The sequence below is a fragment of the Streptomyces sp. NBC_00239 genome (assembly GCF_036194065.1).
Classification (GTDB): domain Bacteria; phylum Actinomycetota; class Actinomycetes; order Streptomycetales; family Streptomycetaceae; genus Streptomyces.
The window spans coordinates 4,197,582-4,222,926 of sequence record NZ_CP108095.1 but is presented as its reverse complement, the minus strand read 5'-3'; the positions used below and the strand labels follow the sequence as shown (position 1 = coordinate 4,222,926).

The window sequence follows — 25,345 nt, the reverse complement described above, 5'->3', positions numbered from 1 at the left end:
GCAGCCGCTCCTGCTTGCATGCCTGCTGGCCCGGAGTACGGCCTGTGCTGTGCCAGAAAGGGCGCTTCGTGGCCGATTCCGGCAACCCCAACGAGAACAAGTCCACAGCCGACGCGAGCGGCGAGGCCGCGGGGGCCTCGTACACGGGAAGCAACATCCAGGTCCTGGAGGGTCTGGACGCGGTCCGCAAGCGGCCCGGTATGTACATCGGCTCGACCGGTGAGCGTGGGCTCCACCACCTGGTCCAGGAGGTCGTCGACAACTCGGTCGACGAGGCGATGGCCGGGCACGCGGACACCATCGACGTGACGATCCTGGCGGACGGCGGCGTGCGCGTCGTCGACAACGGCCGCGGTATCCCCGTCGACATCGTGCCGTCCGAGGGGAAGCCGGCCGTGGAGGTCGTCCTCACGGTGCTGCACGCGGGCGGCAAGTTCGGCGGTGGCGGTTACGCCGTCTCCGGTGGTCTGCACGGTGTCGGTGTGTCCGTCGTGAACGCGCTGTCGACGCGGGTCGCGGTCGAGGTCAAGCGTGACGGCTACCGCTGGACGCAGGACTACAAGCTGGGTGTCCCGACGGCGGCTCTCGCGAAGAACGAGGAGACCGCTGATTCCGGTACGTCGGTGACGTTCTGGGCCGATCCCGATGTCTTCGAGACGACCGAGTACTCCTTCGAGACGCTGTCGCGGCGTTTCCAGGAGATGGCGTTCCTGAACAAGGGCCTGACGCTGTCGCTGACCGACGAGCGCGAGTCGGCGAAGGCGACGGTGGGTGCGGACTCCCCCGAGGAGGCCGAGGAGAACCAGGCGCGGACGGTGAAGTACCACTACGAGGGCGGCATCGTCGACTTCGTGACGTACTTGAACTCGCGCAAGGGTGAGCTGATCCACCCGACCGTCATCGACGTGGAGGCCGAGGACAAGGAGCGGATGCTCTCGGTCGAGATCGCGATGCAGTGGAATTCGCAGTACACGGAGGGTGTGTACTCCTTCGCGAACACGATCCACACGCATGAGGGCGGTACGCACGAGGAGGGCTTCCGTGCGGCGCTGACGGGTCTGGTGAACCGCTACGCGCGCGAGAAGAAGCTGCTGCGCGAGAAGGACGACAACCTTGCGGGCGAGGACATCCGCGAGGGTCTGACGGCGATCATCTCGATCAAGCTGGGTGAGCCGCAGTTCGAGGGTCAGACGAAGACCAAGCTGGGCAACACGGAGGCGAAGACCTTCGTGCAGAAGGTCGTGCACGAGCACCTGAACGACTGGTTCGACCGGAATCCGGTGGAGGCTTCGGACATCATCCGCAAGTCGATCCAGGCGGCGACGGCGCGTGTGGCGGCCCGCAAGGCGCGTGACCTGACGCGTCGCAAGGGTCTGCTGGAGTCGGCTTCGCTGCCGGGCAAGCTGTCGGACTGTCAGTCGAACGATCCGACGAAGTGCGAGATCTTCATCGTCGAGGGTGACTCGGCCGGTGGCAGTGCGAAGTCGGGCCGCAATCCGATGTACCAGGCGATCCTGCCGATCCGCGGCAAGATCCTGAACGTCGAGAAGGCGCGGATCGACAAGATCCTCCAGAACACCGAGGTCCAGGCGCTGATCAGTGCGTTCGGTACGGGTGTGCACGAGGACTTCGACATCGAGAAGCTCCGCTATCACAAGATCATTCTGATGGCGGACGCCGACGTCGACGGTCAGCACATCAACACGCTGCTGCTGACGTTCCTGTTCCGCTTCATGCGGCCGCTGGTCGAGGCGGGGCACGTGTACCTGTCGCGTCCGCCGCTGTACAAGATCAAGTGGGGTCGTGACGACTTCGAGTACGCGTACTCGGACCGGGAGCGCGACGCCCTGGTGGAGCTCGGCAAGCAGAACGGCAAGCGGATCAGGGAAGACTCGATCCAGCGCTTCAAGGGTCTGGGCGAGATGAACGCGGAGGAGCTGCGCGTCACGACGATGGACGTGGACCACCGCGTCCTCGGCCAGGTCACGCTGGACGACGCGGCGCAGGCCGACGACCTGTTCTCGGTGCTGATGGGTGAGGACGTCGAGGCCCGGCGCTCCTTCATCCAGCGCAACGCCAAGGACGTTCGCTTCCTCGACATCTGAGTCGGTCTCTGCTGACCGCCTGAAAGGATTTTTGACCAGCGATGGCCGACGAAACCACTCCCACCTCCGAGAACACCGAAGAGGACCAGCCTGTGCTGCGGATCGAGCCCGTCGGGCTCGAGACGGAGATGCAGCGCTCCTACCTCGACTACGCGATGTCCGTCATCGTGTCCCGCGCGCTGCCCGACGTACGGGACGGCCTCAAGCCGGTGCACCGTCGTGTGCTGTACGCGATGTACGACGGCGGCTACCGGCCCGAGAAGGGCTTCTACAAGTGTGCGCGCGTCGTCGGTGACGTCATGGGCACGTACCACCCGCACGGTGACACCTCGATCTACGACGCCCTGGTCCGCCTGGCGCAGCCGTGGTCGATGCGCATGCCGCTGGTGGACTCGAACGGCAACTTCGGCTCTCCGGGCAACGACCCGGCGGCCGCGATGCGCTACACCGAGTGCAAGCTGATGCCGCTGGCCATGGAGATGCTCCGGGACATCGACGAGGAGACCGTCGACTTCCAGGACAACTACGACGGCCGCAACCAGGAGCCGACGGTCCTGCCGGCGCGTTTCCCGAACCTGCTGGTCAACGGCAGTGCAGGTATCGCGGTCGGTATGGCCACCAACATTCCGCCGCACAACCTGCGCGAGGTCGCGGCCGGCGCGCAGTGGGCGCTGGAGCACCCGGAGGCCTCGCACGAGGAGCTCCAGGACGCGCTGATCGAGCGGATCAAGGGTCCTGACTTCCCGTCGGGTGCGCTGGTGGTGGGCCGCAAGGGCATCGAGGAGGCGTACCGGACCGGGCGCGGCTCCATCACGATGCGTGCGGTGGTGGAGGTCGAGGAGATCCAGAACCGCCAGTGCCTGGTGGTGACGGAGCTTCCGTACCAGACCAACCCGGACAACCTGGCGCAGAAGATCGCCGACCTGGTGAAGGACGGGAAGATCGGCGGGATCGCCGACGTCCGCGACGAGACCTCGTCGCGGACGGGTCAGCGTCTGGTGATCGTGCTGAAGCGCGATGCCGTCGCCAAGGTCGTGCTGAACAACCTGTACAAACACACGGATCTGCAGACGAACTTCGGCGCGAACATGCTGGCGCTGGTGGACGGTGTGCCGCGGACGCTGTCGATCGACGCGTTCATCCGGCACTGGGTGCAGCACCAGATCGAGGTCATCGTCCGGCGTACGAAGTTCCGCCTGCGCAAGGCGGAGGAGCGTGCGCACATCCTGCGCGGCCTGCTGAAGGCGCTGGATGCGATCGACGAGGTCATCGCGCTGATCCGGCGCAGCAACACGGTCGAGATCGCGCGTGAGGGCCTGATGGGCCTGCTGGAGATCGACGAGATCCAGGCGAACGCGATCCTGGAGATGCAGCTGCGGCGGCTGGCGGCGCTGGAGCGTCAGAAGATCGTCGCGGAGCACGACGAGCTCCAGGCGAAGATCAACGAGTACAACGCGATCCTGGCCTCGCCGGAGAAGCAGCGTTCGATCGTCAGCGAGGAGCTGGCGGCGATCGTCGAGAAGTTCGGCGACGACCGGCGTTCGAAGCTGGTGCCGTTCGACGGTGACATGTCCATCGAGGACCTGATCGCCGAAGAGGACATCGTCGTCACGATCACGCACGGCGGGTACGTCAAGCGGACCAAGACCGAGGACTACCGGTCGCAGAAGCGCGGCGGCAAGGGTGTGCGCGGCACGAAGCTGAAGCAGGACGACCTGGTCGACCACTTCTTCGTGTCGACCACCCACCACTGGCTGCTGTTCTTCACGAACAAGGGCCGGGTCTACCGGTCGAAGGCGTACGAGCTGCCGGATGCCGGCCGTGACGCGCGCGGGCAGCACGTGGCGAACCTGCTGGCGTTCCAGCCGGACGAGAAGATCGCCCAGATCCTCGCGATCCGCGACTACGACGCGGCGCCGTACCTGATCCTGGCCACGAAGGCCGGCCTGGTGAAGAAGACGGCGCTGAAGGACTACGATTCGCCGCGTTCGGGCGGTGTCATCGCGATCAACCTGCGGGAGACCGCGGACGGCGGTGACGACGAGCTGATCGGTGCGGAGCTGGTGTCCGCCGAGGACGACCTGCTGCTCATCAGCAAGAAGGCCCAGTCGATCCGCTTCACCGCGACGGACGACGCGCTGCGCCCGATGGGCCGTGCGACGTCCGGTGTGAAGGGCATGAGTTTCCGCGAGGGTGACGAACTGCTCTCCATGAGCGTCGTGCGCCCGGGTACGTTCGTCTTCACCGCGACCGACGGCGGCTACGCCAAGCGGACGCCGGTCGACGAGTACCGCATCCAGGGTCGTGGTGGCCTGGGCATCAAGGCCGCCAAGATCGTGGAGGACCGGGGTTCGCTCGTCGGCGCGCTGGTGGTCGACGAGAGCGACGAGATTCTCGCCATCACGCTCAGCGGTGGTGTGATTCGTACGCGAGTCAACGAAGTCAGGGAGACCGGCCGTGACACCATGGGCGTCCAGCTGATCAACCTGGGGAAGCGCGATGCCGTGGTAGGCATCGCTCGTAACGCCGAGGCCGGTCAGGACGCTGAAGAGGTCGACGAGACCGACGCAGTCGAAGGACTGGCCGCCGAGGCCGCCGAGGGCACCGAAGCCCCGGCCGGGGAGCACGAGGAGTAAAGCGTGACTGGAGCCACGGGCGCCGGGTCGGCCACCACCGGAGCGAACGGTGCCCGTGGCCCCGCCGCGGAGTCTCAGGGTGGGGCTGCCCCCGCCGAAGGCAGGGGGAGGACCGTGACGGACCCGCGAGGGCCGCAGGCGCAGCCGCAGGCCGCGCAGCCGTACCACCCGCCGCAGGCGTACGCGGCCTCGGGCACCGGCCCGGGGGCGTCGCCCGGCGGTGAGCGGGTGGCGCGTGCCGGGACGGCCCGTACGCAGCCGCGTACCCGCAAGGCGCGGCTGCGGGTGGCCAAGGCCGACCCGTGGTCGGTGATGAAGGTCAGCTTCCTGCTGTCGATCGCGTTGGGCGTGTGCACCATCGTGGCCTCGGTGGTGCTGTGGATGGTCATGGACGCGATGGGCGTGTTCTCGACGGTCGGCGGCACGATCAGCGAGGCCACGGGGTCGAACGAGAGCAATGGTTTTGATCTGCAGTCGTTCCTTTCGCTGCCGCGGGTCATCATCTTCACCTCGGTGATCGCAGTGATCGACGTGGTGCTGGCGACGGCTCTGGCCACGCTGGGCGCGTTCATCTACAACCTGTCCGCGGGCTTCGTGGGCGGTGTGGAGCTGACGCTGGCCGAGGACGAGTAGTCCTCGGACGGCCCGCTCGACCCCCTGTGACCTGCGATTTGGGAACTCCCGGGTGTGTGCGCTAATCTTCAGAGGTCAGCGCGCGAGCGCGGCGGGGCTATAGCTCAGTTGGTTAGAGCGCATCCCTGATAAGGATGAGGCCACAGGTTCAAATCCTGTTAGCCCCACAAGACGGCAACGGCCCGGCGGAGATTCTCCGCCGGGCCGTTGCCGTTGTGCGTCGGGGTCGTTCCCAGGTAACCAATCGATATCGGTCGGTGTGTATAGTCGGGCGCCAGAAGTCCCCTACGTCAACGAAAGACGAGGTCGCGCGGTGAAGAAGCTGCTCCTGGTCGCACTGGCCGCCATCGGCGGTCTCCTCGTGTACCGCCAGATCCAGGCGGACCGCGCCGAGCAGGACCTGTGGACGGAGGCAACCGACTCCGTGCCTTCTGGTTCCGGTGTGTGAGACCCCCGGCTGAGTTCATGAAGCCCCGGCTGCCGCTGCGGCCGGGGCTTTGTGCTGTTCTGGGGCAGTAAGTTCCGTTTTGCAAAGTTTAGGTTGCGCTGGCAAATTCGGGGTGGTGTGGGATGAGTCGGATCCGCGTGGTGGCGGTGGCGGGCGCGGCCCTGGGACTGCTCGGCGGGCTGCCGGCGCCGGCTTTCGCGGCGGACGCGTACCCGTACGTGACAGCGCCGGGCGCGCGGCAGGTCAGGGGCGCGGACAGCACGGCCACGGCGCCCGCGCTGGAGACCGGCGGGAGCTACGAGGACTCCGTCGCGCCCGGTGAGCGGTTCTACCGGATCAGCCTCGACGCCCGGTCGAGCGTGTACGCGGCCGCGGTGGCACGCCCCGGGCCGGGGACGGCCGTTGCGTACGGGGACGGCATCGACGTGGTGCTGATGACCGCCGGCGGCCGAGAGTGCGGGAGCGGCGACCGCGGGATCTTCGCCTCGGAACAGCCCCGCCCGATCACCGACGTTGCGGTGCGCCGCCTCCGGGAGGACGCCGACTGCCAGGATGCCGGGCTCTATTACGTGAAACTGGTCCGCACCTCCGGCAAGGATTCGGACCGGGAGCCGTGGCCGGTCGAGCTGACCGTGATGCGCGAGCCCGCACTCACCACCGGCACCGCGCCCGGACCGGCACCCAGCGGGTGGCCCTCCGCGGTCCCGGTGCTGCCGCCGGAGGCGGGGACGGTCCGCGCGGGCGGCACCGGCTTCAACGACGCGCGCGCCCTGCACACGGGCGCCTGGCGGGACGGCCTGCATCCGGGACAGACCCGCTTCTACCGCGTCCCGGTCGAATGGGGGCGGCAGTTGAGCGTGAGCGCGGAGCTGGCAAAGGCGCCCAGGACGACCAAGGAGCACGGGTACGCGGGCAGCGGGCTGTCCGTGAGCCTCTACAACCCGGCCCGGGCCCTGGTGGCCTCCGAGAGCGCCCCGTACGACGGGAAGCAGGCGATGGCGGCCCTCGGCCGGACCGCGCCGGTCGCGTACGACAACCGCTTCTCGACCGACGGGCGGGTGCGCGGGACGGGGTTCGCCGGCTGGTACTACCTGGCCGTCACGGTCGGTGCGAAGGTCGGTGAGTTCGTGGCCGACGCGGAGGCGCTGCCGCTCACCCTGCGGGTGCGGACCGAAGGCGGCCCGGCCACGGCTCCGCCGTACGCGGAGGACGCCGTCGCGGCGGGCTTCGGGGTGTCCGGCGCGGACCGTGCGGCGGCGGACGAGGGCCTCACGGCGGTGGAGGCCCGGGAGTCCGCCGACCGGCGCTCGGTGATGAGGACCGTGGCGGCGGGCGGCATCGGCACCGGCGCGGCGCTGCTGCTGGGACTGGGTGGATGGGCGCTGCTGGCGCGGCGCAGGGGCCCCGGGCCCGGCTGAGTGCAGCAACGGACTGTCGGGGGCGGGGGTCGAGCGCCCAAGGGGGACTCAGGGCCTTCTGAGCGGCCCAATGGGGGCCTGGGGGTCGGCTGAGCGCCCTGACAGGGGTCTGCGGGTCGCCTGAGCCCCCCACGGGCGTCTGCGGGTCGCTGAGCGCCCCGACGGGGGTGTCGGGGTCGCCGGCTGAGCGCCGGGCAGCGGCGTGTCAGGACTGGCTGAGTGCCCAGAACCCCACGGCGAAGCACACCAGGGCCAGCAGCAGAACCGGTACGGCCACCTTGGCCGGCGGGCCGGGCCGGGGAGCGGGCACGGCCTGCGGGAGCCGCTGAGGGGCCGTGTAGGGCCTTGTGGGCTCGGGCGGGGCGAGACGGAAGCTGCCGGTCTCCGCAACGGGCGCGTCCGGGGAGGGTGTCTGCGGGGGCAGCCCGTACTCGGGTGGCCCGTACGCCTTTGGCCCGTATGCCGTCGGGCCGTGGGTTGTGGGGCCGTGCGTCGTCGGGCCGTACAGGGGTGGCCCGTACAAGGGTGGCCCGTTCGAGGGTGACGGCGATGGTGACGGTGATGCGTATGGGGCCGGGACGGGCGGCGTGGCGGGGGCGGCCTCGGGCGGGGGTGATGTTTCACGTGAAACAGCGCCGAAGGCCGTCTGCGTGGGCACACCCGGTGCGTCCGCGGTCGGCGTGGCGGCGCCTGCGTACGGCCCGGAAGGCGGTTTCGCGGGCGCGGCGGGGTGCGGGAACTCAGGAGCGGCCGGAGCGGCCGGTGGCGGGGCGCCAAAGGCCGTGGGGGCGGCGGGGGCCGGGGCCGGGGCGGCGGGGGGTGTGGTGGCCGCCGGAGGGGGGCGCAGGGGGCCGTCGGGGCCGAAGCCGGGGGGTAGCGGACCCAGTTGGTCGAAGACCTCGACGGGTTCCTCGTCGGGTCCGGTGGGCGGCAGCAGTTCTACGGCCTCGGCGAGGGCCTTGCGGGCGCCGGTGGCCGTACGGAAGCGCTGTAGCGGGTCTGGCTGCAGGAGGCTCGCTATGACCTGCCAGAGCGGTTCGGGGACGCCCTGCGGGGCCGCCGGGGTGCCGTGGGCCAGGAAGTGTTCCACCAGGGCCTGGGAGTCGGGTTTCTGACCCTTCAGCAGGTACAGGGCGACCAGTCCGGCGGCGAACAGGTCGGCCGGGAAGTCGGGTTCTTCGCCGAGGAGTTGTTCGGGGGCGAAGTAGCCGGGGGTGCCGACGACGTAGTGGGTCTCGGTGAGCCGGGGCTCGCCCTTCCGCATGGAGATCCCGAAGTCGGACAGCCGCAGGTGCGGCCGCCCGGTTCCGGTGGCCTCCATGAGGATGTTGGCGGGCTTGATGTCCCGGTGGATCACGCCCTCCGCGTGCACCGCCGCCAGTCCGGACAGGAGCTGGTCCAGCAGCGAGCACACGAACCGTGGCGGCAGCGGCCCGTAGTCGCCGATGACATGGGCGAGGGAGCCGCCGCGCACCAGGTCCATGGTGAACAGGACCTTGTCGTCGTCCGCCGCCCAGCTGGCCGGGGCCAGCACGTGGGGGTGGTCGATGCGCAGCGCCTGTTCCCGCACGAACCGCAGCAGGGTGTGGGCGTCGCTCTGCTGGAGCACCTTGGCGGCGACGTAACGCCGGCGCCGGTGGTCCCAGGCCCGCCAGACTGCGCCGACGCCGCCCCGCCCGATCGGATCGGCCAGTTCGTACCGGCCCGCGAAGACCTCACCCATCGCGCTGCGCCCGCTCCCCGTCCGGTGTCAGCCCTGGTGCGCCTCGTAGTGCGACACCGCGTCGGCGGTGCGGCCGGCGCCGTACACCCGGAGGAACTCTGCCAGTTCCGGGTGGGTCGGGGCGAGGGTGTCGGCCGCATCGATGATGTCTCCGGCGGCCGAGACCGAGCGGAGCAGCGACTGGATCTCGCGGACCACGCGCTTGACGGTGGGTGCGCCGGAACTCGTGGTGGTCTGACCGGTGTTGCTGAGCACCGAGCCGCCCTGGGTCTTCTTGATCTCGTCCATGCGGTCGGTGGCCTCCGCTGCGCTCACGCTGCCGTCGGCGACCTGGCTCGCCAGTTCCTGGAGGGCCTGGACGCGCTGGACGACGGCCGGGTTGCCGATCTTGGCCCGCTGTCCGCTCATGAGTTGGGACAGCATGGGCGCCGACAGGCCGAGCACGGCAGCGAGGCGAGCCTGGTTCAAGCCGAGGTCATCTATGAGTCGGCGGAAGAGCGCGCCGAGCGGCTCCCCGTACCAACTCCGCTGAAGCTCTCTGGCTCTCGCCGTGGCCTCTTGCTGCACTGCGTCCACTACTACTCCCCTTCGCTGGTGCGAACCTCGCGAGCATCTTACGGAGCGTGGTCGCCCACCGGGAGTCCCTATCCTTTTGCGGTATCGGGGGGGTAACCCGGTACTCTGTTCTGCGGAAGTGGCCGCGCGGTTGTCCGTGCCGGTCGCCTTCGCTGCTCGGGGCCTTAGCTCAGCTGGTAGAGCGCTGCCTTTGCAAGGCAGATGTCAGGGGTTCGACTCCCCTAGGCTCCACCCTCGAAGACCCCTTCGACCTGCGGAAACGCGGTCGGAGGGGTCTTTTTTCACGCCTGCTCGGCGGGGATTCTCATGGGGTTCTCATGAAGGGTCCGGGCCGGGGGCGGGTGCGGCGGTGGTGAGGGCCGCGGTGAGGTCGCTGCCGCGGGCGACGAAGCCGAAGCAGTGCTGGACGTTGTAGAGGGTGGCTTGGAGGCAGAAGTCGGGCGAGGTGGTGCCGACGCCGTCTTCGAGGAGGACCGCGTCGTAGCCGAGGCAGGCGGCGTCGGTGAGGGTGGCCATGACGCACTGGTCGGCGTTGACCCCGGTGAACAGGAGGGTGTCGACGCGGAGGTTGCGCAGCACGGAGTCGAGCGGGGTGTCGAAGAAGCCGCTCATCCGGTGTTTGGCGATGTGCAGGTCGCCTTCGGCGGGGATGAGGCCGTCGACGACGGCGGCGCCCCAGCTGCCTTCTTCGAGGACGGGGGTGCGGGCGCCGGGCAGGTACGAGCCGATGCCCTGGCCGGTGCCGGCGAGGTCGTAGGCGTGGAGCACGTTGGGCGGGATGTTGGCCCGGTCGGGGCGGGCGCCCCAGTTCAGCCAGATGACGGGGACGCCGGCGGCGCGCAGCGGGGGCAGCAGGGCGGCGATGGACCGGGTGAGGCCGGCGGCGCCGGAGACGTCGAGGCCGATGGAGGCGAGCCAGCCGTCGGGGGAGCAGAAGTCGTTCTGCATGTCGATGACGAGGAGCGCGGTGCGGGCGAGGTCCAGGGTGAGGCGCTGGGGTGCGGCGGGGACGGTGACCGGGTGGCCGGGTGCGGCCGGGCGGCGCAGGTCGGCGTCGGTGGCGGAGGCGTGCCAGGTGTTGCGCGGGGTCGGGCCGAGGGGGGCGAGGCCGTGTGGGGTGGGGCCGAGGGGGGTGGGGGCGAGGTCACGCACCGGCTGCTCCGGGGCCGGGGGCGTCGGTGGAGGTGTCGTGGCCCGTGGGGGTGGTCGGCGCGTGGTTGTGGGTGTGAGGCTCGTCGAAGGCGGCGGCGTTGTCGGGTGAGTGGGTGACGGCGCACAGCAGGCGGACCTCGCCGCGCTGCCAGAGGGTGCCGACCTCGGCGAAGCCGGCCTTCTGGAGGGCTTCGAGGTGGACGGCGAAGGCGGCGGAGAGGTCGCTGTGGTTCTCGCCGTCGTAGCCGCGGCGGGTGCGTTCGGCGACGGCGGCGGCGAAGGCGGGTTCGGCCTGGACCTCCTGCCACCAGCCGTACCAGCTGTCGGCGGCGTCCGGGCGGGCGCGGCGGGCCCGTTCGCGGGTGAGGAGGGCGCGGTCGAGGCGGGAGAGGACGGGGGAGGCGGTGCGGTCGCGTTCGAGTTCGTCGCAGTTGACGAGGATGCCGCCGGGCCGGAGCAGGGTGGTGAGGCCGCCGTAGAGGGAGGCGAGGACGTCGGGGGCGAGCCAGTGCAGGGCGGTGGTGCTGAGGACGGCGTCGGGCTGCCGGTCGAGGCCGAGCGCGGCCGCCCAGTCGGGGTCGCGGAGGTCGACGTCGGCGAAGCGCAGGCCTTCGGTGCCGGCGTACGCGGCGCGGCCCAGTTCGATGAGGAGCGGGTCGGCGTCCACGGAGACGACGGTGGCGGCGGGGATGCGCCGCAGCAGGCGGACGCCGATGGAGCCGGGGCCGCAGCCGAGGTCGACGACCAGGGGGTCGGGGCGGCCGGCGGTCTCCTCGACGACGTCGACGAGGGCGGTGAACTGGGCCTCGCGTTCGGGCAGGAAGGTCTCCTGCTGGCGGTCCCAGCGGTCCACCCAGGCGCGGGCGGTGGCGGCGTAGCCGGATGCGGAAGTCATCGGTGGTTCCTCGTGTCCTCGGGTCGGGCGGGGCGATGTTTCACGTGAAACAGCGTTGAAAAGCAGCGTCGAGGTCCGTCTGGACGGTCGGGTCAGGCGGGTTCGACGTCGTAGAAGGAGGGGCCGTCGAGGTAGCGGATGGTGTTGGCGTCGCGCAGGACGGTCTCCTCGCTGTCGTGCATCAGGACCACGACCGCCGGGTAGCTGAGGTCGTCGACGGTGCGGGCGAGGGTGGCGCCGGGCCGGACGTACACCTTCAGTTCGGCGAAGCTCTCCAGGTGGCGGATCTCGTCGAGGCCGCGGTAGCCGCGCAGGGTCCCGGACAGCGGGGAGACCAGGCCGACGAACGCGCAGAAGCGGCCCGGGGGGACGGGGTCGGCGTGGCGGGCGAGGAAGCGCTCGGGCCGCAGGTAGGCCTCGGCGGTCCAGTCGAGCTGGGAGCTGCCGTGTGCCTGCTGGGCGTGCAGGGGCAGGTTGGCGCCGCAGATCCGGGCGCCGGCCTCGATGAGGCGGGGGCCGTCGGCGGTCAGTTTGATCTCGACGTGGGCGGGTCCGTGGGCGATGCCCAGGGCGTCGAGGACGCGGCCGGCGTAGGCGGTGAGTTCGTCTTGGACCGGGCCGGTGCGCTGCATCAGGTAGACGGTGTCGGAGAGGTCCTGGACGCCGTTGGCGGTGATGCGGGTGGTGCGCCAGATCTCGCAGACGCGGTGGACGCCGTCCCGGCTGACGGTGTTGACCATGTATTCGGTGCCGCGGAGGTATTCCTGGGCGACGGCGCCGTCGTTGAGCTGGGAGAAGACGTTCTCCCGGCCGGAGATGCGGTCGAAGGCGGCGGTGGATTCGTCGGGGGTGGCGCAGAAGTGGATGCCGTTGCCGGCGGCGCTGCGCAGGGGTTTGACGACGATGCGCCCGCCGTGTTCGCGGTGCCAGGCATCGAGTTCGGCGGCGGAGCGGGCGAGGAGCTGGCGGGCGGCGGGCACGCCGGCGGCTTTGACGGTTTCCACCATGACGTATTTGTCGCGGCGGGCGGAGCTCAGCGCGGTGCCGTTGGTGGGAAGGCCGAGGGATTCGCTGAGGGCGTCGGCGAGTTCGACGCCGATCTCGCCGCCGGCGACGACGGCGACGGGCCGGTGGGCGGCGACGGCGCGGGCGGTGGCGGCCAGGTCGCCGCGGTGGACGATGTTCTCGGCGTACGGGGAGAGGTCGAAGGCGCCGCGGTAGGCGGTGGGTACGTCTTCGGTGCTCTGCACCCGTACCAGGGTGGCGCCCTGCTTCTGGAATTCGTCGGCGAGGGTCTTCGACAGGCCGTACGTGTCGACGAGGGCGACGACCGGGGCGGCGGGGGTGGGTGTCGGGTGCGCTGCGGTCATGTCGGGTCGGCCTTTCCGGCGGGGTCGGGGAGCGGGGCGGTGGCGGCCGGGCGGGGCGGGGCCGGCCGGGGCAGGGCGAGGCGGGCGGTGAGGCCCACCAGGGCGGTGAAGGCGCCGATGGCCGCGAATCCGGCGGAGGGTCCGGCCCAGCCGGCGGCGAGGCCGGCCAGGGGGGCTCCCAGGGCGTTGCCGCCGGCGAGCGCGGAGCCGTAGAGGCCCATGGTCCGGCCGCGGGATTCCTCCGGTCCGGCCGTGCTGACGGCGGTGGCGGTCGCGGCGAAGGAGGAGGCGGAGAGGACGGCGGCGGGCAGGACGACGACGAGCAGCACCCGCCAGTCGGAGGTCAGTGCGAGGGGGGCGGTGACGAGGCCGAGGAGGCAGACCGGGGCCCAGGCGGGCACGGGGAAGGTCAGCGTGCCGAAGAGGAAGCCGCCGGCGACGGCGTACAGGCCGGTCGTGGCGATCAGGAGGCCCACCCAGGCCACGTCGCCTTCGGCGCGGAGCACGCCCAGCAGGGAGATCTCGAAGCCGGAGGACACCGTGCCGGCGGCGAAGGTGCAGGCCAGGAGGGCGAGCAGGGAGGCGCCGGGCCGCCCTGTGCGCGGCTCCGCGGGGCGGTCCGGCGGGCCGGCGGGGGCCGTGGGCGGGCGGGCCGGCACGTGCATAGCCAGGGCGAGCGTGCCGAGGACCAGGAGGCCGCCGAGGGCGCGGGTGGTGACGGCCGGGGACAGCTGGGTGGCGAGGACGGCGGCGGCTCCGGGGCCGACCAGGTAAGACAGCTGGCTGGTCATGGAGTCGAGGGCGAAACCGGCCTGCCGGTGTTCGGCGGGCACCCGGGCGGCGACCACCAGGCGGACCACGGTCGATCCGGGCACCAGCAGCAGCCCCGACAGGAGCGCCGCCCCGACCAGCGCCGGGTGCGGGAGCGCGGCGGCCGTCGCCCAGAACAGGCCCTGCGCGGTGGCGCTGACCAGCAGGACGGGCCGCATCCCGTACCGGTCCATGGCGCGGCCGAGGAAGGGCGAGCCGGTCATCGCGCCCAGCATCCAGGCCCCGGTGACCAGTCCGGCGGAGCCGAGGCCGCGGTCCAGGCCGAGCGTCACCTGGAGGGCCAGCACCACGGGGATCGCGATCACGGGGAGTTTCACGAACCAGCCGAGGGCGATGGTCCGGCGGAGCCCGGGGACCTTCAGGACCTGCCGGTACTGCTTCATCCGAGCATGTCCGCGTAGAGCCGCTGCTCCAGCCTGCGCAGGGTCGCGTAGTCCCGTTCCAGCCGGTCCCGGCTGTCGGCGACGAGGTAGAGGTTGCCGGGGCAGGTGGCGAGGTTGACGGTGCGCTCGAGGACGTCCACCGCGTCGAGGGTGGTGTCCATGCCGTGGAAGGAGGGCAGTCGGCGGATCGGGTCCAGGTCGGGGGCGCGGACCACCTTTCCCTCGAGGTGGCTGAGCAGGTAGACGTGCCGGGCGTGCCGGGCGGGGCTGGGGCGGGGCCGGGTGATGGCGTGCTCGAAGCCCTGCGGGTCGAGGTAGCCGAGCGGCAGCAGGGAGTTCTGGCTGCGGCCGGTCAGGGTGAGTGCCGCGGCGGGGTCGCAGGCGCCTTCGATGCGGGCGCCGGTCTCGATGAGGACCGGGCCGTCGGCGGTGGTCATGATCTCGCTGTGGGCGGTGCCGTTGTCGATGCCGAGGGCGGCGAGGACGTCCTGGAGGTAGGTGGCGAGGACGCCGTAGTCGGCCTCGTGCGGGTGGACGAGCTCGGAGTACGTGCAGACGGCGGTGGCGCCGACCATCTGCCGGTGCATCCGCCACACGTCGGTGACGTGGTGGCGGCCGCGGGAGCTGACGGAGTTGACGGTGAACTCGACGCCGCCGCCGTGTGCGATGTCCTGCTGGACCAGGAGTTCCTCGTTGAGGCGGCCGAAGAGGCTGACCGAGCCCTGGAGTTCGGCGAACGCGGCCTCCACCTGGGCGGCGGAGGAGCAGAACCGCACGCCTTCGGCGGAGGTGCCGGCCAGCGGTTTCACGACGACGTGGCCGTCGCTGCGGGTGGTGAACCAGTCGACGGCGGCGGCCGGGTCGGCGGTGCGCAGGTGGGGGATGGCGGCGAGGCCGTTGGCGGTGAGCAGTTCGGCCATGTGGAACTTGTCGCGGCGGCCGTGTGCCATCCGCGGGTCGAGGGCGGGTACGCCGGGGTAGTGCGGGGTGAGGCGGTCGGCGAGGTCCACTCCGGATTCGCCGCCGGGGACCAGGCAGGACACGTCGTACGGGCGCAGGCCGTGCAGCAGGGTGTCGAAGCCGTCCGCTTCGTTGAGGACCAGAAGGAAGTCCTGCGGGCGGAAGGAGGCTCTCCAGAACGCGGAGTCGCTTTCCTGGCTGAGGACGGCCACGCAGCGGTAGCCGAGCCCGTTGAACAGCTGCGCGAGCTTGGTGCCGGCGCGCAGCGGATCGATGATCACCACGACGGACCGGGGGACGGCGGTCATTGCGTTCCACTTCCTTGCCTGGGTGCGGTGCGGGTCGGTGCTGCCGCTTCTGGGGTGCGGGCGGTGCGGGCGGTGCGGGCGGTGCGGGGCGGTGCGGGGCGGGCCGGGACGGGGCCCGCCCCGCACCGGGTCAGGCGGCCGTGGTGCCGGTGGCGGTGGCCGGGTCGGCCGCGGCGGCGAGCTCCTGCCAGAAGTCGGCGAGCAGGTCGAGGTAGCCGGTGAAGCCGTACTCCAGGGCGGCCAGGTCCTCCTCCGTCGTGCACAGGGCCGCGGAGCTGGAGACGGCGTGCAGCTTGTGCTCCTTCTCGGCCGCGCCGATGTGCAGGTAGAAGAACTCGCAGTGCTCGTGGAAGTCCTCGAGGGCGAAGTGCCGCATGTAGTTGCGGGAGCCCTCGTAGAGGTAGACGAGCTGGGCGTAGGCGTGCCATTCCTGGGCGAGGAGGGCGCCGCAGCCGACCTTGACGTTCTCGTGGCCGAAGAGCTTGGCGCCTTCGTCGACGACCCGCTGGGTGGCGGGCAGCACGGTCGGGTCGATGTCGTCGAAGGCGACCTCGCGGCCCCGGATGCGGGAGAGCAGCACCGAGAAGAAGTTCTTGAGGAGGACGGTGTGGACCTTCTTCGGGTCGCCGTTGCCCATCTCGTCGTTGAGGTTCTCGACCGTCTCGGAGCGGGCGACCAGGTCGTCCGGGGACATCCGCAGGAAGACCAGTGCGAGCCGGTTGACGGTGGGTGCGACCTGGGCGAAGAAGTTCCGGGCGACGATCTCGACCTTCTCGGCGGGCAGCTCGGTGGAGCGCCACAGGTCGTAGAAGGCGTTGTTGAGCGCGGGGTGGCGGTAGACGGACTCGGCGAGCTCCAGGACCCGCTTCTCGTGGGCGCCGTTCTCGGTGGGGTGGGTCTCGGTCTCGGCGACGGACATGGCTCGTCCTTTCGGGGGCGGTGCGGTGGACAGGATCAGCGGGATGAGGTGGATCACCAGCGGCGGGTCTCGCCGAAGAATCCGGGGACGTCCAGGAGGCGTCCCAGTTCGCGGGCGCGGCGGTGGAGGCGGTGGCCCACGGCGAGGTCGAGCACGCCCAGGCCGAACGGTGAGAAGACCACCGGCCGGTCGGGTGTCAGGGTGACGCGGCCGCGCAGCACGTCGGCGAGGGTTCCGTCGATGAAGGACCGGTCGCCGCCGAGGAGCTGCTCGGCGAGGTGCGGCGAGGTGTTCGCCTTCAGGCAGTGCTCGACGTCGTCGACCACGTTGCGGGCGGTGAGCAGGAGCTCCGGGTGGAGGTCGCGCAGCGAGATGTTGAGCACGGTCTGGCCGGCCCGCAGGGTGTGTTCGGTGCCGATGTACGGGTGCAGGGCGGTGGTGGCGAGGACGACGAGGTCGGCGGTGAGGGCTTCGTCGAGGCTGCCGGTGCGGACGGCGTGGCCGGCCGTGCCGTGGCGTTCGGCGAGGTGGCCGGCGAGCGCCGCTGCGGAGTCCGCGTCGAGGTCGTGGCAGACCACGTCGGTCAGTTCGATGCCGGTGGCGGCCAGGTACCGGCAGACGGTACGGGCGATCACACCGGCGCCGACCACGCCGATGCGGGCGGGCGGGCGGTCGCGGAGTGCGGTGGCCGCCAGGGCGGCGGACGCGGCGGTGCGCGCGGCGCTGATGCCGGCCGATTCCAGGAGGGCGAAGGGGTAGCCGGTGCGGTGGTCGTTGAGGACGAGGACGGCGGAGGCGCGGGGCAGCCCTTCGCGGGTGTTCGCGGGGAAGCTGCTGATCCATTTGATGCCGGCTACGGCGTCGGCCGCGTCCGTGTCCGCGGGCTGTCCTGCCCGGTGTGCCGCGTGTGCCGTGGGGGTTTCCGGGCTGCCGAGGAAGGCCGGCAGGGCGATGATCCGCGCGTCGGGCTTGTCGGGGAAGCGCAGGAAGTAGCTGTCCGGGTTGACGGTGCGTCCCGCGTCGTGGGTCAGATAGGCGTCCTCGACCCAGGAGATGACCTCGCTCTCCCGTCCGTCGAGGAGTTCGACGATGTCCTTGCCGGCCAGTACGGAGAATTCGGGCATGTGAGGAGGGGCTCCGGTGGTTCGGTGGTGAGCGTGTCGGTCCCGTGCGTGTCGGTCCCGTGCGTGTGAGTCCCGTGCGTGTCGGGGCCGAGGGTGTCGGGGCCGAGGGTGTCGGCCACCCACGCGTCGTCGTAGAGGGTGCTGAGGTAGCGGTCGCCGAGGTCCGGTGCGATGACCAGGACCCGGCTGCCCGCCGGGATGTCCGGGGCGAGCGCGGTCACCGCGGCCAGGGCGGTGCCGGTGGACGCGCCCGGCAGCAGCCCGTACGTGCGGGCCACCCGGCGGCAGGTGCGGACGGTGTCCCGTTCGGCGACCAGGACCTTGGTGAAGGAGCCGTCGTCGGCGAAGAGTTCGGGGCGGCGGCTGGCGCCCAGGCCCGGCAGGAACCGGCGGCCGGGTTCGCCGCCGAAGATCACCGAGCCGTCCGCGTCCACGGCCACCACCCGGGTCGCCAGCCGCTTTTCGCGTACCGCCTGGAGGCAGCCCATGAAGGTGCCGGTGCTGCCGACGCCGATGAACAGCCAGTCCGGCACCCCGAATCCGTCCAGGACCTCCGCCATGGTGTGGCGTTGGTGGGCCCGGGCGTTGGCGGGGTTGCGGTACTGGTTGAGCCAGACCAGGCCCGGGGTGCTGCGCAGCCGGTCCTCGATCAGGTCGATGCGGGTCTGGAGGTAGCCGCCGCCCGCGTCCCGGCGGGTGACGACGACCACCTCGGCGCCCAGGGCCCGCATGTGGCGCAGGCTCTGTGCCGGCGTGTTCGGGTCGGTGACCAGGGTCAGCGGGTGGCCCGTGGCCGCGCAGAGGGTGGCCAGCGCGATGCCGAGGTTGCCGGAGGTCGACTCGATCAGGGCGGCGCCGGGCCCCAGCAGGCCCTCCTCCTCGGCGGCGGCCAGCATCTCGCGGGCCGTCTTGAGCTTGATGGAGCCCGCCGGGTTGAGGGCCTCCAGCTTCAGCGTGGTCCGCAGGTGCGGGACGAAGCCGGGCAGGGTCAGGAAGGCGTACGGGTCGCCGAGGTCGTGGACCCGGTCGGTCACGCCTGACCCTGGACGTGCGACAGGGCCTGGTCGAGGTCCTTGATGATCGCGGTGACGTCGTTGCTGTAGCCGAGGGCCAGGCGTACGGTGCCGCGCGGCACGCCGATGCTGACGAGCTCTTCCTCGGAGTACTCGAAGTACGTGAAGAAGGTGCTCTGCTCGACGAGGGTGTGCGGGGCGCCGAAGTTGGAGGCCATGAAGGGGACCTGGAGGCGGTCGACGACCGCGGCGGTCTGCTCCTCGGTCATCTTCAGCTCGAAGGTGATCACGCCGCCGAAGCCGTTGAGGTACTGCTGGGCGAGCTTGTGGTGCGGGTGGCTTTCGAGGCCGTTGTAGTAGACGCGGTCGACGGCGGGGTGGCCCTCCAGGTAGCGCGCGACCTCCAGGCCCATGGCGTTCACGCGGTCCATGCGCAGCTGGAGGGTGTAGAGGCTGCGGCGGAGCAGGAAGGCGGTGTTGCCGTCGGTGATGGGGCCGGTGGTGTCGCGGTACCAGCGCAGCTTCTCGATGAGTTCCTCGCGGCCGGAGGCGACGCCGCAGACGATGTCGCCGTGGCCGCTGAGGTACTTGGTGGCGCTGAAGAGCACCAGGTCGACGCCGTGCCGCAGGGCGTGGAAGTTCGGCGGCGGGGAGAAGGAGCTGTCGAGGGTGAGGAGGACGTCGGGGCCGGCGGCCTCGCGGACCCGGGCGACGTCGATCAGGTACATGTGCGGCGAGGAGGGCATCTCCAGGTGCACGAGTTTGATCTTCCCGCGGAGTGCCGCGATGTTCGCGACGAACGCGTCGGGGTCCCGGATCGAGAACTCGTGCACCTTCACGCCGAACTTCGGCAGGATGTGGTGGAAGACGTTGCGGACCTGCCGGTACGACTCGGAGGGCAGGACCACCTCGTCGCCGGCCTCCAGGAGCGTGAGGAACGCGGTGACGTGGGCGGCCATGCCGGAGGCGAAGAGCAGTGAGCTCTCGGCGCCGCTGAGTTCGCTGAGCTTGTTCTCGACCTCGATCCACGTGGGGTTCGAGTAGCGGCCGTACCGTCCGGCGGGCTCCGAGCGGTCGTGCAGGCCGGCCTTCACGTGATCGGCGTTGTTGAAGTAGTACGAGGCGCTCTGGTAGGTCGGCGCCTCGATGCTGTTGGTGTACGCGTCGGTGCTGCGGTGCTTGGTCATGCCGGCTCGGGCTCCTTCGTGGGTCGCGCGGGGCGGGAGGCAAGGGGTGCGGTCGTCGTCCGGGGCCGCCGTGGTCCGGGGCGCGGGGTGGCCGCTGTCGTCCGGGGCGGGGCGGTCGTCATCCGAGGTCGAGCGCCATGAGGTCCTCGACGGTCTCGCGGCGCACGATCACCCGCGCGCGGCCGTCGGCGACCGCGATGACGGGCGGCCGCGGGATCTGGTTGTAGGTGTGCGCGAGGCTGCGGCAGTACGCACCGGTGCCCGGTACGGCGACGAGGTCGCCGGCCCGCACGTCGGAGGGCAGGTGGTCGTCCTTGACGACGACGTCGCCCGCGTCGCAGTGCTTGCCGACGACCCTGACCAGGGTGGGCTCGGCGTCCGAGACGCGGCCGGCGAGCTGCACCGAGTAGGTGGCGTCGTACAGGGCGGTGCGCACGTTGTCGCTCATGCCGCCGTCGACGGCGACGTACGTGCGCAGGCCCTCGCGGACCTTGACGGTGCCGACCCGGTACAGGGTGACGCCGGAGGGGCCGGCGATCGCGCGGCCGGGTTCGATCGCGAGGCGCGGTACGTCGGTGCCGAGGGCGGCGCACTCCTCGGCGACGACGGTGCGCAGGATGTCGGCCATCCGGGCGGGCGGGGTGGGCTCGTCGTCGGCGGTGTAGGCGATGCCGAAGCCGCCGCCGAGGTCGATCTCGGGCAGGGCGATGCCCTCGGCGCCGAGCTTGGCGCGCAGGCCCAGGAGCCGGCGGGCGGCGGCCACGAACCCGTCGGTGGTGAGGATCTGGGAGCCGATGTGGCTGTGCAGGCCGCGCAGTTCCAGCAGGCCGCCGCGGGCCACCCGGCGGACGGCCTCCTCGGCCTCGCCGCTGACCAGGGAGAACCCGAACTTCTGGTCCTCGTGGGCGGTGGCGATGTGGGCGTGGGTGTCGGCGCGGACGCCGACGGTGACGCGCAGCAGGACCTTGGGGCGGGTGCCGGGGAACTGTGGAGCGAGCGCCTCCAGGCGGTCGAGCTCCTCGCGGGAGTCGACCACGATGCGGCCGACGCCGTAGGCGAGGGCGGCGGCCAGCTCGGCCTCCGACTTGTTGTTGCCGTGCATCAGGATGCGGTCGGCCGGGTAGTCCACGGCCTTCGCGTAGGCGAGTTCGCCCTCGGTGCAGACGTCCAGGCTGAGCCCGGCCTCTTCCGCGAGGCGGGCGCTCGTACGGGTGAGGAAGGCCTTTCCGGCGTAGTAGACGTCGAAATCGTGGAAGGCCGTCCGGAATTCGGAGCAGCGCATCCGGAAATCGGTTTCGTCGAAGAGGTAGGCGGGTGTGCCGAAACGCTCGGCGATTTCCGTGACGGGAACGCCGCCGATGTTCAGCACACCGGCGGGGTCCTGTGCGGCTGTCGTCGGCCATACCCGGGGGCGCAGCGCGCGGACGTCGGCCGGCGCGGGTGACGGGTGGATTTCTGCAACGGACACGGAATTCCCTTGGTGAGAAATGCTGACGGGGGTGTGGTCCGAGGACCGGAGCGGGCCGGGTGGCGGTCCCGGCGGCGCCGCGGGCGGGACGGCGGTGTTCGGCTGCCGGGTGTCAGATGTCGAGCAGCAGAATCGCGGCGAGCACGAACATGACGATTCCGCAGGAGACGTTGACGCGCCGGGTGAAGGTCTTGCTGTTGGCGAACCGCTTGCTCAGCGCGCCGCTGGCCACGCCCACGAGGGCGTCGGCGGCGAAGCCGATGCTCACGAAAATGGAACCGAGTACGAAGAGCTGGGCCGGGACGGGCCATCCCGAAGGCGAGGTGAACTGCGGCAGGAATGCCACGTAGAAAACAATCACCTTGGGGTTCGTGAGATTCACGATCATCGCCTTGTAGGCGATCTTCGCGTGTGACCGCCGGGACTTGTCCGCGTTCACCGACAGATCCGACTTGTCTCGGATGATGGAGACGCCGAGATAGATCAGATAGGCGATTCCGATGCCCTTGAAAATCATCAGGAGCCAGGGGTACTCGGACATGAGGAGAGCCACCCCGAGGGCGGCGAGCACCGCGTGCACGAACATGCCGCCGGCGACTCCGGCGGCTGCCGAGACGCCGCCCGTCCGGCCCTGTGACACCCCGTAGGACATCACGTACAGCATATCGGGGCCGGGGGTTATGCAAACAATTGTTGCGGCCAGCAGAAACGACAGGAAAAGAGTGCTCTGTATATCCATTGCTCTCTTGCTTTCGTAATGGCTGCTGAAGCCACCGCAACCCCCCGGAACGATGTTTCCACCCTGCCATCCCGCCCCTGTCCACGCGGCCGCGTGCAGGCATGCTTATATGCACGAGCTACATCAGGAGGGGTGAATAAAATGGACGAACGCGACATACCGGGTATTGATCTGCTCGCGCCGCTCAGTTCTTTGGAACTGGCCGTCTATACACGCGCGGTGGAGAGCTCCGGGTTGCGGGACATGGACGCTTTCACACTGGAGGGCATTCCGCAGGCCGAAGTGAAAAAAGCGGTGCGGAGCCTCGTGGAACGACGCCTGCTGCTCGCCGTCGGCACCCCGGAGGCGCACTACGTCGCCGCCTCCCCCGACGCCGCCTCCGACGAACTCGTCCACCCCGTCGCCCAGCAGGCCCGGCAGCTGCGCAGCGCCGCCGACCGGCTCCGCGACGAGCTCACCCCGGTATACGAGGGCGGCCTCGCCCGCAGGCTGCGCCGGCCCGCCGTCGAAGAGCTGCACAGCGTCTCCGCCGTACGCGACCAGCTGACCAGACTCGCAGCTCAGGCCACCTTCGAGGTCCTCACCTCGCAGCCCGGCGGAGCCCGCGACGAAGACGTGCTCCAGGAGGCCATGACCCGGACCGAGGAACTGCTGGGGCGCGGGGTGCGGATGCGCACGCTCTACCAGCACACCGCCCAGTTCAGCGCGACCACCACCTCGTACGTGGAGATCGTCAGCGAACTCGGGGCGGAGGTCCGCACCCTCGGGGACGGCTTCATGCGCATGATCGCCTTCGACCAGGAGGTCGTGGTGATCGAGCTGCGCGACAACCCGCTCGGCGCGCTGGTCATCCGCGAGCCGAATATCGTCGGTTTTCTCGTGGCGACCTTCGAGCGCATGTGGGGACAGGCCGAAGAATTTCCGACAAACCATGGGAGAGACCAGGCCATTTTCGCCTCGGACAAGGCGAAGGAGGATATTATCCGCCTGCTTCTCCTCGGCGAACAGGACAAGGTCATTGCCCGGCGCATGGGCATGACCGTGCGGACCTGCCAGCGGCACATCGCCAAGATCATGGAACGCATCGGAGCGAAGAGCCGCGTCCACGCCGGCTACCTCCTGCGCGAAATGGAGGGAAGTATCCCGTCGGCGGTCGTGGCCCCGGACAGCAGCGCGCCCGGGCAGCCCGACACCCGAGGGTGAAGGGCCGCCCGGGCGGCGCGAGCGCTCAGGCTCCGAACACCGGCCCGTCCGTACGGGCCAGCCGCCCGGCCGTCCGCGGCACGCGCAGGGCCTCGGCCGACACCGGGCCGTCCGCGGGCACCCCGAGCACGGCGGCCAGCCGGGCCGACCCCTCGGGCAGCAGCGGCGCGGCCCACGCCGACAGCGCGGCCGCCACGGCGAGCTGCCCCGCCAGCGCGGCCCGCCGCGGGGCGGCCGCCTGCGACCGGCCGAAGTCGGCCGACCGGCCGAAGTCGGCCGACCGGCCGAAGTCGGCCGACCGGCCGAAGTCGGCCGACCGGCCGAAGTCGGCCGACCGGCCGAAGTCGGCCGACCGGCCGAAGTCGGCCGACCGGCCGAAGTCGGCCGACCGGCCGAAGCCGGCCGACCGGCCGAAGCCGGCCGACCGGCCGAAGTCGGCCGCGGCCGTCACCATGTCGTCCAGGAGCACGACCGCCCGGCGCGGGTCGAACCCGGCCGCGCCGTACGCCCCGCGCAGCTCCGCCAGCAGGCCCAGCAGTCGCCCGCGCAGCCGCTCCCAGGCCGGACCGGCCGGCTCCTCCGCCGGAACCCGGCCCCCGCACTCCTCCCGGACGGCCGCGAACAGGCCCTCCAGCCAGCCGTTCCACAGCCCGTCCAGCCGCGCCCGGCCGACCGCCGGACCCGCTTCCCCGGCCGCCGCGTCCGGCCCGGGGCGGGACCCGGCGGCCGGACGGCGCCGCGCGCACACGGTGTAGCGCAGGGCGTCGCCGCTGCCGCCGTACAGCCCCCGCAAGGACGCCGCCGCTGCCGAGGCCGACGCCTCGTCCGGCCCGTGGTCGGGGAAGGGGCCCCGACGGCCGTCCGGGCCCGCCGGGTACAGCGCCCGGCGGGCTTCCGAGCGCAGGAACCGGCTCAGCACGTCACCGGCGACGTACGGCCCCGCGATCTCCTGGACCGCGAACTCGTCGACCGCGTTCTCGTCGACCGCGATCTCGTGGACCGGGGCCTCCCCGACACCGGGAGCACGCGTCATCGGGCGAGGTCCGCCAGCGAGGACCCGTTCACGGCGTCCGGAACCGGCTCCCCGGCGAAGGCCAGGCGCACCGATTCGGCCACCGACACGCCGGCCTTCTCCTGGGCCTCGCCGGTCGACGCGCCCAGGTGCGGGGTGACGACCACCGAGTCGAAGTCGAACAGCGGGGACTCCGTGGTGGGTTCGAACTCGAAGACGTCGATGCCCGCGCCGGCCACCCGCCCCTCCTTGAGGGCGAGCGCCAGGGCCGTCTCGTCCACGATCCCGCCGCGAGCCGCGTTGATGATCCGGACGGTGGGCTTCACCTTCCGCAGCGCCTCGTCGCCGATCAGCCCGACGGTGTCGGGCGTCCGCGGCAGGTGCACGGTGATGAAGTCGCTGCGGCCCAGCAGTTCGTCGAGCGGCACCAGTTCCACGCCCAGCTCGGCGGCCCGCTCGGGGCGCACGTACGGGTCGTACGCGATCAGGTGCAGGCCGAAACCGGCCAGCCGCTGCGCGACGAGGATGCCGATCCGGCCGAGGCCGACGATGCCCGCGGTCTTGCCGACGAGCTCGACCCCGGCGTACCGCGAGCGGGCCCATTCGCCGCCCTTGAGCGCCGCGTTGGCCGCGGCGACGTTGCGGGCCGAGGCGAGCAGCAGCGCGATGGCGAGCTCGGCGGCGCTGACGATGTTGGAGGTCGGCGCGTTCACCACCAGGACGCCGGCCGCGGTGGCCGCGCGGACGTCCACGTTGTCGAGGCCGACGCCGGCCCGCGCGACGATTTTCAACCGGTCGGCGGTGGCGAGAACTTCACCGTCCACCTTGGTGGCCGAGCGCACGAGAAGGGCATCCGCACCGACCACGGCCTTCAACAGCTCTTCGCGGTCGGCGCCGTCACAGTGTCGGATCGTGAATTCGGGCCCAAGGGCATTGAGGGTCGCCTCGCTCAGCTGCTCGGCGATAAGAACGACGGGTCGGCGGATTTGAGACATCCTGTGCGTACTCCTGGGTCGGAATCGGAGCGGTGGATCGGCCGGGCGACGGGATTCCGTGAGAAATTCACGAAAAATTGTTGTCAGCCCCAGCCGAGGTCCTTCTTCCCCGTGGCCGAGTGAGCCGCCGAGGCGCCCGAGGTGTCCACGGAACCCACGATTCCAGCACCAAGGAGCCCGGCAAACGCCCCGGTAAGGGTCATAGCGGACATGAGCGTGACAACGATTCGCTTCATTGCTGATCCCA

General features: G+C 70.9%; 20 protein-coding genes, 2 tRNA genes and 1 pseudogene. 8 read left to right on the top strand and 15 right to left on the bottom strand.

Annotation, left to right across the window (positions count from 1 at the left end; genetic code table 11):
* Positions 1–44: 44 nt before the first annotated feature.
* From gyrB to OG764_RS18600, 6 genes are all read left to right on the top strand, one after another.
* A complete protein-coding gene (gyrB, locus tag OG764_RS18625) occupies positions 45–2,105 on the top strand; it encodes a DNA topoisomerase (ATP-hydrolyzing) subunit B (protein WP_328969553.1) in 2,061 nt (686 codons plus the stop codon).
* Positions 2,106–2,146: 41 nt separating this feature from the next.
* Complete coding sequence (gene gyrA, locus OG764_RS18620; RefSeq protein ID WP_328969552.1) at positions 2,147–4,741, top strand: DNA gyrase subunit A; 2,595 nt, start codon at positions 2,147–2,149, stop codon at positions 4,739–4,741.
* Positions 4,742–4,744: 3 nt separating this feature from the next.
* Complete coding sequence (locus OG764_RS18615) at positions 4,745–5,374, top strand: DUF3566 domain-containing protein (RefSeq protein WP_328969551.1); 630 nt, start codon at positions 4,745–4,747, stop codon at positions 5,372–5,374.
* Positions 5,375–5,467: 93 nt separating this feature from the next.
* Positions 5,468–5,541 (top strand) — tRNA-Ile (locus tag OG764_RS18610).
* A gap of 146 nt (positions 5,542–5,687) precedes the next feature.
* The gene (locus OG764_RS18605; RefSeq protein WP_208809277.1) at positions 5,688–5,822 is read left to right on the top strand and encodes a DLW-39 family protein; all 135 of its coding nucleotides are present in this window, start codon (positions 5,688–5,690) and stop codon (positions 5,820–5,822) included.
* Between the two features lie 122 nt (positions 5,823–5,944).
* Positions 5,945–7,240, top strand: coding sequence for a hypothetical protein (locus OG764_RS18600; protein ID WP_328969550.1), 1,296 nt, complete (start codon positions 5,945–5,947; stop codon positions 7,238–7,240).
* Positions 7,241–7,445: 205 nt separating this feature from the next.
* Here the strand turns inward: OG764_RS18600 and OG764_RS18595 are convergent, their stop codons facing one another.
* Together OG764_RS18595 and OG764_RS18590 are read right to left on the bottom strand one after the other, a co-directional pair.
* Positions 7,446–8,963 (bottom strand): serine/threonine-protein kinase, encoded by a 1,518-nt coding sequence (locus tag OG764_RS18595; protein WP_328969549.1) that lies wholly within the window; start codon positions 8,961–8,963, stop codon positions 7,446–7,448.
* A 27-nt stretch (positions 8,964–8,990) separates the two neighbouring features.
* Positions 8,991–9,539, bottom strand: a complete 549-nt coding sequence (locus OG764_RS18590) for a helix-turn-helix domain-containing protein (protein WP_328969548.1) — start codon at positions 9,537–9,539, stop codon at positions 8,991–8,993.
* Between the two features lie 158 nt (positions 9,540–9,697).
* On the opposite strand from OG764_RS18590, the gene OG764_RS18585 reads away from it, so the two are divergent.
* Positions 9,698–9,770 (top strand) — tRNA-Ala (locus OG764_RS18585).
* An 84-nt stretch (positions 9,771–9,854) separates the two neighbouring features.
* Here OG764_RS18585 and OG764_RS18580 read toward each other — a convergent pair.
* The 11 genes from OG764_RS18580 to OG764_RS18530 all read right to left on the bottom strand — a co-directional run bounded on the left by OG764_RS18580 (position 9,855) and on the right by OG764_RS18530 (position 21,888).
* Positions 9,855–10,691 (bottom strand): cysteine hydrolase family protein, encoded by an 837-nt coding sequence (locus OG764_RS18580; protein ID WP_328969547.1) that lies wholly within the window; start codon positions 10,689–10,691, stop codon positions 9,855–9,857.
* Positions 10,684–11,586 (bottom strand): class I SAM-dependent methyltransferase, encoded by a 903-nt coding sequence (locus OG764_RS18575; protein WP_328969546.1) that lies wholly within the window; start codon positions 11,584–11,586, stop codon positions 10,684–10,686. Before OG764_RS18575 ends, OG764_RS18580 begins: the two co-directional genes overlap by 8 nt.
* A gap of 92 nt (positions 11,587–11,678) precedes the next feature.
* Positions 11,679–12,956 (bottom strand): ATP-grasp domain-containing protein, encoded by a 1,278-nt coding sequence (locus OG764_RS18570; protein WP_328969545.1) that lies wholly within the window; start codon positions 12,954–12,956, stop codon positions 11,679–11,681.
* Positions 12,953–14,170, bottom strand: coding sequence for an MFS transporter (locus OG764_RS18565; protein WP_328969544.1), 1,218 nt, complete (start codon positions 14,168–14,170; stop codon positions 12,953–12,955). The genes OG764_RS18570 and OG764_RS18565 overlap by 4 nt, the downstream gene beginning before the upstream one ends.
* Positions 14,167–15,438, bottom strand: coding sequence for an ATP-grasp domain-containing protein (locus OG764_RS18560; protein WP_328969543.1), 1,272 nt, complete (start codon positions 15,436–15,438; stop codon positions 14,167–14,169). The genes OG764_RS18565 and OG764_RS18560 overlap by 4 nt, the downstream gene beginning before the upstream one ends.
* A 130-nt stretch (positions 15,439–15,568) precedes the next feature.
* Positions 15,569–16,357: an iron-containing redox enzyme family protein gene (locus OG764_RS18555; RefSeq protein WP_328969542.1), complete on the bottom strand. Its 789-nt coding sequence runs from the start codon at positions 16,355–16,357 to the stop codon at positions 15,569–15,571.
* A gap of 53 nt (positions 16,358–16,410) precedes the next feature.
* Complete coding sequence (sbnB, locus tag OG764_RS18550) at positions 16,411–17,481, bottom strand: 2,3-diaminopropionate biosynthesis protein SbnB (RefSeq protein ID WP_328969541.1); 1,071 nt, start codon at positions 17,479–17,481, stop codon at positions 16,411–16,413.
* Positions 17,385–18,515: a 2,3-diaminopropionate biosynthesis protein SbnA gene (gene sbnA, locus OG764_RS18545; protein ID WP_328969540.1), complete on the bottom strand. Its 1,131-nt coding sequence runs from the start codon at positions 18,513–18,515 to the stop codon at positions 17,385–17,387. The genes sbnB and sbnA overlap by 97 nt, the downstream gene beginning before the upstream one ends.
* Positions 18,512–19,681 (bottom strand): aminotransferase class I/II-fold pyridoxal phosphate-dependent enzyme, encoded by a 1,170-nt coding sequence (locus tag OG764_RS18540; protein WP_328969539.1) that lies wholly within the window; start codon positions 19,679–19,681, stop codon positions 18,512–18,514. The genes sbnA and OG764_RS18540 overlap by 4 nt, the downstream gene beginning before the upstream one ends.
* A 118-nt stretch (positions 19,682–19,799) precedes the next feature.
* Positions 19,800–21,149 carry a diaminopimelate decarboxylase gene (lysA, locus tag OG764_RS18535; protein ID WP_328969538.1) on the bottom strand — a complete coding sequence of 450 codons (1,350 nt, stop codon included), beginning with the start codon at positions 21,147–21,149 and terminating at the stop codon, positions 19,800–19,802.
* Positions 21,150–21,261: 112 nt separating this feature from the next.
* Entirely contained in the window at positions 21,262–21,888 is a 627-nt protein-coding gene (locus OG764_RS18530) for a LysE family translocator (protein ID WP_328969537.1), read from the bottom strand.
* Between the two features lie 243 nt (positions 21,889–22,131).
* Between OG764_RS18530 and OG764_RS18525 the strand changes: the two genes are divergently transcribed.
* Positions 22,132–23,091, top strand: coding sequence for a LuxR C-terminal-related transcriptional regulator (locus tag OG764_RS18525; RefSeq protein WP_328969536.1), 960 nt, complete (start codon positions 22,132–22,134; stop codon positions 23,089–23,091).
* 25 nt (positions 23,092–23,116) lie between these two features.
* Here the strand turns inward: OG764_RS18525 and OG764_RS18520 are convergent, their stop codons facing one another.
* Both OG764_RS18520 and OG764_RS18515 read right to left on the bottom strand, forming a co-directional pair.
* The gene (locus OG764_RS18520) at positions 23,117–24,124 is read right to left on the bottom strand and encodes a hypothetical protein (protein WP_328969535.1); all 1,008 of its coding nucleotides are present in this window, start codon (positions 24,122–24,124) and stop codon (positions 23,117–23,119) included.
* A 26-nt stretch (positions 24,125–24,150) separates the two neighbouring features.
* A pseudogene (locus OG764_RS18515) lies at positions 24,151–25,098 on the bottom strand (NAD(P)-dependent oxidoreductase); the annotation flags it as partial.
* Between the last annotated feature and the right edge of the window lie 247 nt (positions 25,099–25,345).

Excerpts from the sequence above, each read along its gene's own strand:
- gyrA (WP_328969552.1), top strand. The coding sequence starts at position 2,147 with ATGGCCGACGAAACCACTCCCACCTCCGAGAACACCGAAGAGGACCAG.
- OG764_RS18600 (WP_328969550.1), top strand. The coding sequence starts at position 5,945 with ATGAGTCGGATCCGCGTGGTGGCGGTGGCGGGCGCGGCCCTGGGACTG.
- OG764_RS18595 (WP_328969549.1), bottom strand. The coding sequence starts at position 8,963 with ATGGGTGAGGTCTTCGCGGGCCGGTACGAACTGGCCGATCCGATCGGG.
- OG764_RS18575 (WP_328969546.1), bottom strand. The coding sequence starts at position 11,586 with ATGACTTCCGCATCCGGCTACGCCGCCACCGCCCGCGCCTGGGTGGAC.
- OG764_RS18570 (WP_328969545.1), bottom strand. The coding sequence starts at position 12,956 with ATGACCGCAGCGCACCCGACACCCACCCCCGCCGCCCCGGTCGTCGCC.
- OG764_RS18565 (WP_328969544.1), bottom strand. The coding sequence starts at position 14,170 with ATGAAGCAGTACCGGCAGGTCCTGAAGGTCCCCGGGCTCCGCCGGACC.
- OG764_RS18560 (WP_328969543.1), bottom strand. The coding sequence starts at position 15,438 with ATGACCGCCGTCCCCCGGTCCGTCGTGGTGATCATCGATCCGCTGCGC.
- OG764_RS18555 (WP_328969542.1), bottom strand. The coding sequence starts at position 16,357 with ATGTCCGTCGCCGAGACCGAGACCCACCCCACCGAGAACGGCGCCCAC.
- sbnB (WP_328969541.1), bottom strand. The coding sequence starts at position 17,481 with ATGCCCGAATTCTCCGTACTGGCCGGCAAGGACATCGTCGAACTCCTC.
- OG764_RS18540 (WP_328969539.1), bottom strand. The coding sequence starts at position 19,681 with ATGACCAAGCACCGCAGCACCGACGCGTACACCAACAGCATCGAGGCG.
- OG764_RS18530 (WP_328969537.1), bottom strand. The coding sequence starts at position 21,888 with ATGGATATACAGAGCACTCTTTTCCTGTCGTTTCTGCTGGCCGCAACA.
- OG764_RS18525 (WP_328969536.1), top strand. The coding sequence starts at position 22,132 with ATGGACGCTTTCACACTGGAGGGCATTCCGCAGGCCGAAGTGAAAAAA.
- OG764_RS18520 (WP_328969535.1), bottom strand. The coding sequence starts at position 24,124 with ATGACGCGTGCTCCCGGTGTCGGGGAGGCCCCGGTCCACGAGATCGCG.